A 9,862-nucleotide genomic window follows, 5' to 3' on the forward strand; every position below is an offset into this window, starting at 1 on the left:
TACCTAAACCGCCTGGCCGGACGCCCCGGCAACAACGGGGCCACACGTTCCCACAGGTCATCAGGCACGAGATCAACAGACACACCCCAGATCCTGCCGACACCACACCCAACTGCCAAGCCCCGCAACGAATCTCATTCTGAACGATCAGTTATAGCCGTTTCGGAAGAGGCGGCAGCTCTCGTTCATATGATCACTGCACTCGGCTTGATGACCTCGTCGGAACCGGTGCACGGCTCACAGGAAGGCCGCGTAGTCTTCCAGGGTCCGAAGAACGCCAGGTGCTCGTTCGGCTGGTAGGCGCAGGACGACTTCGTCGATACCCATACCGCGGTACTGGGCCATTCTCTCTTTCGACGGGAGAATCGAGTATGGGACGATCTCGGGGGCTCCGGTTCGCCCTGCCTCTCGCCATGACGAGCGCAGGTGAGGTATCCACGATTCGAGATCTCCCTTGTCGAGGGCGAGCCATCCGTCTGCGTACTCCGCGACACGGGAGAAGAATCGTGGGCCTGCCTCGCCTCCGAGCAGAGTGCGCGGTGCCCCTTTCGTCGGCTTGGGGTGCGCATAGCTTGCGCTCACATGTCCGAACTTGCCATCATAGACCCTGGGTTGTGCCGCCCAGAGCGCTCTCATCAGGGCCATTCTGTCCTGAACCAGAGCACGTCGCGAGGACCATTCAATACCGTGATCTTCTGCTTCTTCTCTGTTCCAGCCGAAGCCGACGCCAAGGGTGAATCGACCGTTCGACAGGAAATCGAGTGAAGCCACTTGCTTTGCTAGATCGATGGGGTCGTGTTGTGCAACGAGGGTGACCCCTGTGCCGACCTCTAGCCGACTCGTGACCGCGGCTACCTGACTGAGAGCAACGAACGGATTGAGTGTGCGCATGTACTTTCGATGCAGCGCTCCGCCCAGCGGTGCCGGGCTCTTGCGGCTGATTGGGATATGTGTGTGTTCAGGCAGGAACAAGCCTTGGAAGCCCCGCTGCTCGAGCTCTCTGCCCAAATGGACGGGCGTTATTGTTTCGTCGGTCATGAATATAGTGACGGAAATCCTCATGAAATTCCATCCGGCGTCGAGCGAGATGTAGCCGATTCGAAAAGTGTCTACTCGGTCCGCTTTATTCCAGACGAAGCCGTCACGACCTGGGAACCCCTGTTATCCGGCCGGCGAGTCCGCCACCGTCTATATCCAGGACCGACCCGGATATGTAGCCATTATCTGCCACGAATCTCACGGCGTCCGCTATCTCGCTTTCCAGCGCCCATCGCCCCAAGGGAACCGTTTCCCGCAGCCTTTCCATATAGCGGGCGTGGGCAGGGTCCGAGGCAACCTTGGCCCGAAGGGCTTCGCCATCGATCACACCGGGAGATACCGCCGCCACGCGGATTCCGTAACGGCTCAACTCGTATGCCCAGGTCCGGGTGAGGGCGACGACTCCGGCCTTGGACGCGGTGTATGCCGACTGGCCGTAGGCGCCTCCGCGGACGGCGCTCGTAATATTGACGATCACTCCCGGAACTCCAGACCGGATCATGGACGCCGCGGCTTCCCGCCCCACCAGAAACACGCCGGTCAAGCACAGGCGGATAATCTCGTCCCATGCTTCCAGGGAATGCCGGACGGCTTCCTCCGCTTCTGAATCAGTGCCCGCACCGCCGGAAATCGGTCGAACGAGCAGCTGTGATAGATTCTTGCCGGCATTATTCACGCACAGCTCTACGGGCCCGTCCTCCGCCAACCGGTCGAAGAGGTCGCAGACCGACTGTTCCGATGTGACGTCCACCTGGGCGGTGCGGAGATCTATGCCTTCATCGCTAGCGTTCGCCCCGGCCCGGGCCAGTTCCGCCGGATCCCGACTGGCTATAGTCGTCCGCCACCCGTTCTTCGAGAGGTTCTTGGCTAGCGCCAGCCCAAGGCCCCGGCTCCCGCCGGTCACCAGGGCATTTCCCCGTTCCTTCACAGACCTCGCCCCTCGAATAATGTTTCGGAATTCGACGTGCACTTCTACGACCGGTAGATTCCATCCGGATCCAGTCGGCGGACTCTGCTCAACTCTTCACTCGTGATATAAGGTTCAGCGCGTGCATTCTCAGTCTCCGCCGTCCACGAGGTGTACCTGGCGACGAGCTGCTTCGGATCCGCGCTATTTCCGTCCATGCCGACGGTAAGGCAGCTACCAAGCTCGAACTTCTCCTCGGGCGAAGACCTTCGGAAGGCGCCGAATTGGCTGACGACATCCAGAATTCGAGCCCCGGGGCTAGTTACGTAGGCGACCTTTCGGACATATCTTTCGGGTGATGCCAGGGCAATGACGATCGAGTCGGCGTTGGAAGCCACGTCATTCCCACCGCCGGAACCAGTTATCCAACGCCCGTCCCTTAGTCTGCTTGTATTAACCGCACCACTTTCGTCAATTTCAGCTGCCGCAATCACGCCCAGGCACCGCCTATTTCCCGCGACCATTCCGCCCAGGATCTCGGCGATTCCCGTGGATGCTTCGCACCGCTGGGCATTGCTCCTGCTGAAGAGATAGGTGTCACCTGGCTCCGGGAGCATCCCGTAGAGGCCCCACTCTGCCACCACTTTGATCGGCATGCCAGACGTTCTGAGCTGATCTGCGGCCAGCCATGCCGCAATGTGGGATACTCCCACGCCAGCGAGCAGGGTGTCATAAGAGGGCCCGGAGCTGCGCGCAGCGCTGACCTTTTCAACGATCGTGCGGGCTCCGAGGATTATCAGAGCTTCTTTCTGCGTTGGAAGTGGACCGGGGTGATTTCTTTCCGGGCCCGGCAGCACCGTGGGCCGCGGATTCCGGAAAATGCCGGCGTTACTGTGTGCGTCCAGTTTGGCGAGGTACTGCTGGTGTCCGCCCGGCAGTCCAATCCATGCGTCGAACCATGCCTTCGCCCGCGGCGCCTCCGCACACGCGTCCGAGGCTTCCTGCATGAAGCGGTAGTCGTCGTCGTATCCCTCGATTTCCGCGATCCCGCGGCTGTCCAATGACTGGGGGTGGGCTCCGCGTGGTGCCTCGCAGATCGCAAGAACGCGTTGGCTTGGTATCACGCAGCCTGGCGAGTGCGCAGCCATGACGTCGGTCGGCACGATCCGCTCAACCGAGGCGACCACGCCTCGTCGCGCGGCATATGCAGCCCACACGCCTTCGCCATGCGGGGAACTGAGAACGATGTTGCCTCTCTCATCGGCGCATACGCCGTGGTATACGGCGATATCAGGACGGAGGGGCTTCAGCAGCGTGACGGTCCGCTCGTCGCACTCGGGGTCCGGGATGGTGAACAGGACGCCTTCCTTGCCGGTGACCAAGTCCGTGCCGGCCAGTGATGTGGTGACCGCATAGGGTTGTCCCAGAGCGGCTGCCATGAGTCGTTGCACGTAGCTCAGGAGGGTCCAGTTCTCGGCCGCGAAGGGTTCCCCCGAGGATACGGATCGATACAGCCGACATGGTCGCGGCGAGGGGTATGAGTCGCCCAAGAAGCAGGTGATCACCCGTTTCGCGGAGTTTGAAAGGGCCAGTGCGTGAGCATTTGAATGCAGCGATGCCACGCTGACAGTTAGGCTCTTCCTATTTTGGAAGGCCCGTGCGGTGGCGTGCAGAACTGCATTGGGGCGGGACATGGTCGCCGCGAAGTGCACGTGGTCGTCGGGCCGGATGAATTTTTCGACGAGCTCTTCGAGGCCCGCTGCGAGAAAGGGGCCGTCCATCAGGCCCTCCCCATGGTGACAACTGCTGTCTGGGCTCCGAAGGCAAAAGCGAGTGAGACAGCGTGGTTCAGATCAGCGTCCCGCAGCCCCTCGGCGACATGATCGTGATTGCACTCCGGGTCGAGGGAACCAACGTTTGCGGTCGGCGCAAGTTGCTGGTGGTAGAACATCAGGGCAGTTGCTGCAACGTTGACAAGACCCGCCACTCCGAGCGTGTGGCCGAAGATAGGTTTGTTCGAACCGATCGGGGGGAGCTGCTCGATGGATCGGTCGCCAGCATAGAGCTCGCGCAAAGCGCGGCATTCGGCCACGTCATTGTTTTGCGTAGCGGTGCCGTGGCCGCAGAAATACCCGACCGTATCAGCGGATATCCCCGCTGCCCCGAGAGCCTCGTTGATGAGCAAGGCGGTCTGTTTACCAGTCAAGTCCATTGTCGTGGCATGTTCCCCATCGGTGTGCGCGCGCTGGCTGAGTACCCGGGCATAGACGCGAGCATTGCGGCGGCGGGCACTCGAGAGGCGTTCAAGGCACATAGCGACGGCTCCTTCACCGAGAGCCATGCCGTCCCGACCTATGCTGTAGGGGCGGATAGCCGAGGCCGGATCATCGCGGCGCGACGTCAGTACTCCGTCTCCCAGGGAAAGGAAGCAGCGCATCACTTCAGGGGTGATGGGAAATTCCCTTCCGCCGACGATCACGGCATCGGTGCGTCCGGCGCGCAACTCGCTGGTAGCGACGCCGAGCGCATGGTGGCCTCCGACACAGGCTCCGGTCACTGTCATCGCCGAGCCGCGGGCGCCAATCGCCATGGCGCTAAGCGAAGCCGCACTGCTCGGAAGCCCCTGGAACATGGCTCCGGCGTTACCGTACCTCGTACTGTCCGGCTGTGCTGTCAGCCACCATTCGGACGAGCCCCGAGAGCTCGACTGGACAACGGACACCCGGCGCGGGTCGGTCGCGATGCTGGAGAGTCCAGAATCCTGCCATGCCATAGAAGAAGATGAGACGGCCGCCAAGATCTCTCTGCTGTATTTCTCGGCATGCCGTTCCGGAAGGTGCGGCAGATACTCGCGGTAGTCGAAATCTTCCAGTTCGCCAGCCACGCAAACCGGCAGACCCTCAGCTGCGGCATCAAATCGGGTGATCGATCCTATCTGGGACTCACGTTTCGCCAGACGCGCCCAGAACTCATCCACGCTACTGGTTCCGGGCAGCAACACGCCCAACCCGGTGATGGCGATTGGCTCCTCCACCATGACTGACGTCCTTTCGTCGAGTGATGACTTCGGTCAGGTAATCTGCCGGCGTTCGTGCGCTCGGGCCTGAGCCAGCGCGTCGGCTCTGAGTGAGATTGGCGGACGGCGTGAAGGCAGTAGGGTCACTTCCGGGACAAGCGTTCGTGGGGAAACGCGTAGGAGATAGCGCAGAGTTTCTGCCACATCCTCCACAGGAATCATCTGGTCTGTCGTGAAATCTTCGCGATAGAGGTCAGCAAGCGACGTATCGACGAGACCCGGACAGATAGCCACCGACTGGACACCGATCGCGGAGAGTTCACAATTCAGTGCACGAGTAAACCCCACCACCCCGTGTTTGGCCGCAACGTACGAACTCATCTGAGGACGTCCCTCAGTGCCAAGGACCGAAGCAACATTGACGATGAGTGCTCGACCGTGCTCATCCGCAGCATGCCGCAGCATCGGCAGCGATCGCTGCACGATGAGCATCAGCGAGCGCAGGTTCACGTCGAGCTGCACGTCCATTCTTTTCGTAGACATCTGTTCCAGCGGACCGCGCATCGCTACGCCGGCGCTGTTTACCAGGAGATCGAGCCGTCCGAACCGCTGGCTGTGCTGTTCGACGACATTGTCGATCTGCTCCTCAGCATCGTCCGATGAAAAATCTGCCTGGGCTGCGCTGACCACGCACCCCAGTTTCCGAAGAGCGCACGCACCGCTTTCTGACCGGCCCTGATCGCGGCCGACCACCGTGACTGTGTAATTCATTTCCCCGAGGAGGCGTGCCAGGCCGTACCCGATGCCTTGCGTCCCTCCCGTCACGATCGCAGACCTGCGATCAGAGGATTTCGCTTTTTCTGCTTCAGCTTGTATCCGTTTGACCAGGTCATGGGGGCGGGATTCGTTCACTTTCGGCCTCGCCGCTTCATCCCCTTCATACTACGAAGGGCAATGCGATAAAGATCGGCTGGATGGAATAGCACCAGCGGACCCGCAAGCATGTGAATCATGGCGGTGAGCCGCCGGCCTGTGGCAGGGTTCGTCGGGGCGATGGGCAGCCATCGCCTCATGTACCACCGCAGGCAGCGGGCCGCGACAGGCGGGTTACCTGATTCCAGCCACCCCCAATCGGTGGCAGTGGCGAAGAGCCAGGGCCACCATGTCACCCTTGCAATTTTGCGTTGGCATCGAGGGCCGAATCCATGTAGATTTCGGCGCTTGGAAAAAATCGCAAGCTCGCTCCGGAGCACTGTGGCGGTAAGTAGAGAAATAGTCATACCCTGAGCGTAGACCGGATTCAACGCACACAGAGAGTCCCCCATCACGATAATCCCGTCGGGAAATCCACGCGCTTGCCCGTAGGAGAATCGGCGATTTTCTGTGCGCCCATACCGGTACACCGGAGACACTGGCTGCATAGATTCGACAGCTGCCGATACGGGATTCTGTAGCGAATGAACAAAGTCGCTGAATTCTTCTGTGCTGTGGGGCATACTCTCCCCGGCCGCAGAAAGAGTGACCAGCATGCGGTCTCCTTCAATGCGTTGGGCAGCGCACCCGCGGCGCTTGACCGGAGCCTGGGGCCAGTCGACCAGGAGATTCCACTCAGGCCACATTGCAGACGGGTTCTCATAAATACGGGATGCGTACGACAGTCGCGCATTCACAACTGTTTTCTCAGGCCGGAGCAGGCCTGCGGAATCGAACCAGTCGGCAAGGTGGGACGACCGTCCGGAAGCCTCGACGACAAGGTCCGCATTCAATGTCTGAGAAGTGGTTCGACCGTGGAGAGTCACACCGGTTACGCGACCATCGACGACGCAGATGCCGTCGACGCTGCAGCCTTCCATGATCGTCACGCCGAGCAGGGAGAAAGTGCGGCTGCGCAGGCGATCTTCGAGCAGGGGCCGGCTGAAGCACTGCGCTTGGACTCCGAGCCGGACCTTGGGGAACCACACGCCAGCGGAACGCCGAACTATCTTCTCACCGGCATCGAAGGTAGGGGCCCCTGCCTCCTCAAGCTCTGCCGCCATCCCGGGAAATAGCGTGTCAATCTCTGCAGACCCGCGGGCGATCATCACATGTGCGTGACGCGCTTGCGGGGTGCCGCTGCGAAACGCCCGGGCACCGCCGAGCCGGTCCCGTTCTATGATTGTCACGTTTTCGAAATGTTCGGACAGCACCCGTGCGGCTAGAAGTCCGGCTACCCCTGCGCCAACCACGATGGCATGGTTGAATGGCCGGTGCGATGCGGGTATGCCATGCCGGTAGTGATTCATCAGAAGTACTTTCACCTGTGCTGTTAAATTTCCGCGGAGCGGACCCGGGAACTTCTCAGTCCGTTGTATGGCTCACCGGTAACTGAATAGCATGGCCCCCCAGCTGAAGCCACGGCCGATGCTGACGCCCAGCAAGAGCTCGCTAGGCTTGACTGTCCCGCACCTGACATACTCTGAGAGCGTTCCGGGCAGGCCGGCGCTTGACGTGTTCCCGCGCTGGGGCAAATTCAGAAGAACCCGGTCTCGCGGAATCTGCATCTCATCGGCGAAGGAATTCAGGAGATTGATGTTCCCTTGATGTGGGATGCACCAAGCGATGTCATCGATTAGCACTTCATTCCTGGAGAGGACAGTTTTGGCGGCGTCAACTAGGAATCGAGGCCCCATCTCGCCCACGAGCTTTCCTTTCATGATCATCTTGTCGTGGTCGTCAATGTCGAAGGCATTGTAATAGCTGGAGTCAGCTTTCAGAACAATGTCTCGGATACCGCTAGTCGAAGCGCCATCCATTCGCATGACGGTCGCTGCGGCGCCCGCGCCAAACAGGACCGAATTCCGATAATTTGGATTCAGGATGGGCTGGGGGTTCTCAGCGCACACAACCAGCGCAGTGCGCAGTTTCATCGTAGCCATTAGTCCGCGGGCGACAGCGCTGGCGTAAAGAAAACCGGCACAGGCAACGGCAGTAACGTCGAAGCAAAAGGCGGAAGAAAGCCTCAGTTGACTCTGCAACGGCAACGATATATCCATATAGTTGTTGCCGACGGATGAGGGGTTTGTCCGGGGCCTTGCAGTGGCACTCGTGCCTATCACCAAATCGACGTCGTCCGGAGATACGCCCGCATCCTCCATTGCGAGTCTTGACGCCTTGGCCCCCATTTCGACGATGCGTTCTTCCGGGTTTGCTGCGAAGTGCCGTTGATGGACTCCTGTGTGTTCGACGATCCACTCGTTGGTAACGCCGAGTTGAGGGTTCCCTTCGAAAAACGAATTCGGGACCGGTTCGCCGGGATAGTAATGACCGACACCGATAATCGACATGCCATGCGTGGGGACTTGGGGTAGTTTCCTATTTGTCGACATGAGTATGCGACCTATTCTCCAAGAAGGATTACCGGATTCCGTTTGGCATGGACCGCGATATCATCCTCGAAGTGAATCTCGAGCTTCTTTGTGAATTCGCCGAGTGGCTTCTATGAGGGCGGCGCCCTGGGCGGGTTCCGTTTCGACACGAAGAATGGTACTGATTCGACTGAGGGTCCAATAGAACCCTATGAGATTAAGGAGTTCGACCATCTGCCTGTCGCCAAGAGTCGAGCGCGCTCTCTCGATAGTACATTCGGATACTTCGCTTGCAGATACCGCCAGGCGGGCAAATTCAATAGTGATGCGTTCGTCGTGCTTGAACCCCGATAGGTCGCCATCAATCGATGCGAGCTCTGCTATCTGTTCTGGCGTGAAACCGATATTCTCGGCAATATCAGAATGATGGGACCATGCGTATGGTGCCCCGGCTGCGTGCGTAGCTGAAAGGATTGCTACTTCTCGGAGTCTGATTGGCAATTGAATGTCGAACATCAAGTGGGCGCCGAGCTCAAGCATCGGGCGCAGGGTGCCAGGCGACATCATCAACACTTTGAATATGTTTAGATCCAAGTGAACAGTATTCTCATACCACGCGCGCAGCCCGGGGGGTAGGTTTAGCGGATTTCCGAGACGCACCGTAGCCATGGCCCTTCCTTCCGGCGCCTTGTCGATCAATGGACAAATTTGGCCTATCCAAGATTTCCGGCTAGTAGCGCGGACATTTTGGGTGGGCTGTGACCGACACCGCTTGGACCCAAAGAATTTTTTTTGTAGCGGCGCGGCTAAAATCTTCTGATCCCAGGGCGGGGGCGAGACGCGCCCGCTTCTCGGGAGCCGGCTGGCTAGTTGTCCTTCGCAGGGTCCGGAACGACGCCGAGCTGTACCCGGATGCCGTACCCATCCCAATAGTCTTCGGCGAGCGTGAAAAGTCCATCTCGGGCTTCGAAAACTGTATTTCCTTCGACGGAGAAGAAGTTTCCAGTGGCAGGAATATTAGGCGGGAGGGGTCCTTCTGCTGTGCCGCTGAAAGTCCACACAACACAGGCCGAAGTCTCGTCCTGGATAATCGCGCGGTTGAGTTTGACATTCATGTCGGGAATATTTGAGTACCAGTTGAATATAAATGACCCTATCTCACTCTTTCCGGCCACCTTGAGTCCTGCCGTGGCATCTTCCCAAACGGCATCGTCATGGAAGAGGCAAACTACATCCTCGACGCTGTGACGGCACATTGCGTCAATCCATTTCTGGATCAGCTCTGCCATCTTCATGATCTCTGCATCCTCTCATCTGTTGGCTATATTCTGTGTTGCTCGCGGCCTGTGGGTGGAGCGATCTCAAGAAAGCTCTTCTGGGGCCGAATGTTAGATGTATACCGTTGATTTGGTCGAATAGTTGAACACCTGCCCCCCATTTTCCGTATTATCCTTTCGGCCGCCGTGAGTAATTGCTACTCACGCGAGGTTTGGGCTTACGAGCTCGTAACACGATCATGATTCGGGCTTGTTGAGGCGTCGCCAGCAGATGAGGCTG

9 protein-coding genes are annotated in these 9,862 nt (G+C 59.2%); all 9 read right to left on the reverse strand.

All coding sequences use genetic code 11. The features are described 5' to 3' along the window. Positions 1 to 237: 237 nt before the first annotated feature. Positions 238 to 1,062 carry a TIGR03619 family F420-dependent LLM class oxidoreductase gene (locus tag ACFWW8_RS37465; RefSeq protein ID WP_386537128.1) on the reverse strand — a complete coding sequence of 275 codons (825 nt, stop codon included), beginning with the start codon at positions 1,060 to 1,062 and terminating at the stop codon, positions 238 to 240. A gap of 79 nt (positions 1,063 to 1,141) precedes the next feature. Next, positions 1,142 to 2,008 carry an SDR family NAD(P)-dependent oxidoreductase gene (locus tag ACFWW8_RS37470; RefSeq protein WP_386537131.1) on the reverse strand — a complete coding sequence of 289 codons (867 nt, stop codon included), beginning with the start codon at positions 2,006 to 2,008 and terminating at the stop codon, positions 1,142 to 1,144. A 2-nt stretch (positions 2,009 to 2,010) separates the two neighbouring features. Next, complete coding sequence (locus tag ACFWW8_RS37475) at positions 2,011 to 3,726, reverse strand: CoA-transferase (RefSeq protein ID WP_386537134.1); 1,716 nt, start codon at positions 3,724 to 3,726, stop codon at positions 2,011 to 2,013. Beyond that, positions 3,726 to 4,982, reverse strand: a complete 1,257-nt coding sequence (locus ACFWW8_RS37480) for a beta-ketoacyl-[acyl-carrier-protein] synthase family protein (RefSeq protein ID WP_386537137.1) — start codon at positions 4,980 to 4,982, stop codon at positions 3,726 to 3,728. Before ACFWW8_RS37480 ends, ACFWW8_RS37475 begins: the two co-directional genes overlap by 1 nt. Before the next feature lie 33 nt (positions 4,983 to 5,015). Then, positions 5,016 to 5,873: an SDR family oxidoreductase gene (locus tag ACFWW8_RS37485; RefSeq protein ID WP_386537139.1), complete on the reverse strand. Its 858-nt coding sequence runs from the start codon at positions 5,871 to 5,873 to the stop codon at positions 5,016 to 5,018. Continuing rightward, a complete protein-coding gene (locus ACFWW8_RS37490; protein ID WP_386537142.1) occupies positions 5,870 to 7,243 on the reverse strand; it encodes an NAD(P)/FAD-dependent oxidoreductase in 1,374 nt (457 codons plus the stop codon). The genes ACFWW8_RS37485 and ACFWW8_RS37490 overlap by 4 nt, the downstream gene beginning before the upstream one ends. Before the next feature lie 72 nt (positions 7,244 to 7,315). Then, a complete protein-coding gene (locus ACFWW8_RS37495; protein WP_386537145.1) occupies positions 7,316 to 8,284 on the reverse strand; it encodes a 3-oxoacyl-ACP synthase III family protein in 969 nt (322 codons plus the stop codon). A 102-nt stretch (positions 8,285 to 8,386) separates the two neighbouring features. Further along, positions 8,387 to 8,974 (reverse strand): carboxymuconolactone decarboxylase family protein, encoded by a 588-nt coding sequence (locus tag ACFWW8_RS37500; protein WP_386537148.1) that lies wholly within the window; start codon positions 8,972 to 8,974, stop codon positions 8,387 to 8,389. Positions 8,975 to 9,171: 197 nt separating this feature from the next. Then, positions 9,172 to 9,600, reverse strand: a complete 429-nt coding sequence (locus ACFWW8_RS37505; RefSeq protein ID WP_386537151.1) for a nuclear transport factor 2 family protein — start codon at positions 9,598 to 9,600, stop codon at positions 9,172 to 9,174. Positions 9,601 to 9,862: the final 262 nt, after the last annotated feature.

This window comes from Streptomyces sp. NPDC058701 (assembly GCF_042715295.1).
Lineage (GTDB): Bacteria > Actinomycetota > Actinomycetes > Streptomycetales > Streptomycetaceae > Streptomyces.

Excerpts from the sequence above, each read along its gene's own strand:
- ACFWW8_RS37495 (WP_386537145.1), bottom strand. The coding sequence starts at position 8,284 with ATGTCGATTATCGGTGTCGGTCATTACTATCCCGGCGAACCGGTCCCG.
- ACFWW8_RS37500 (WP_386537148.1), bottom strand. The coding sequence starts at position 8,974 with ATGGCTACGGTGCGTCTCGGAAATCCGCTAAACCTACCCCCCGGGCTG.
- ACFWW8_RS37465 (WP_386537128.1), bottom strand. The coding sequence starts at position 1,062 with ATGAGGATTTCCGTCACTATATTCATGACCGACGAAACAATAACGCCC.
- ACFWW8_RS37480 (WP_386537137.1), bottom strand. The coding sequence starts at position 4,982 with ATGGTGGAGGAGCCAATCGCCATCACCGGGTTGGGCGTGTTGCTGCCC.
- ACFWW8_RS37490 (WP_386537142.1), bottom strand. The coding sequence starts at position 7,243 with ATGAATCACTACCGGCATGGCATACCCGCATCGCACCGGCCATTCAAC.
- ACFWW8_RS37505 (WP_386537151.1), bottom strand. The coding sequence starts at position 9,600 with ATGAAGATGGCAGAGCTGATCCAGAAATGGATTGACGCAATGTGCCGT.
- ACFWW8_RS37475 (WP_386537134.1), bottom strand. The coding sequence starts at position 3,726 with ATGGACGGCCCCTTTCTCGCAGCGGGCCTCGAAGAGCTCGTCGAAAAA.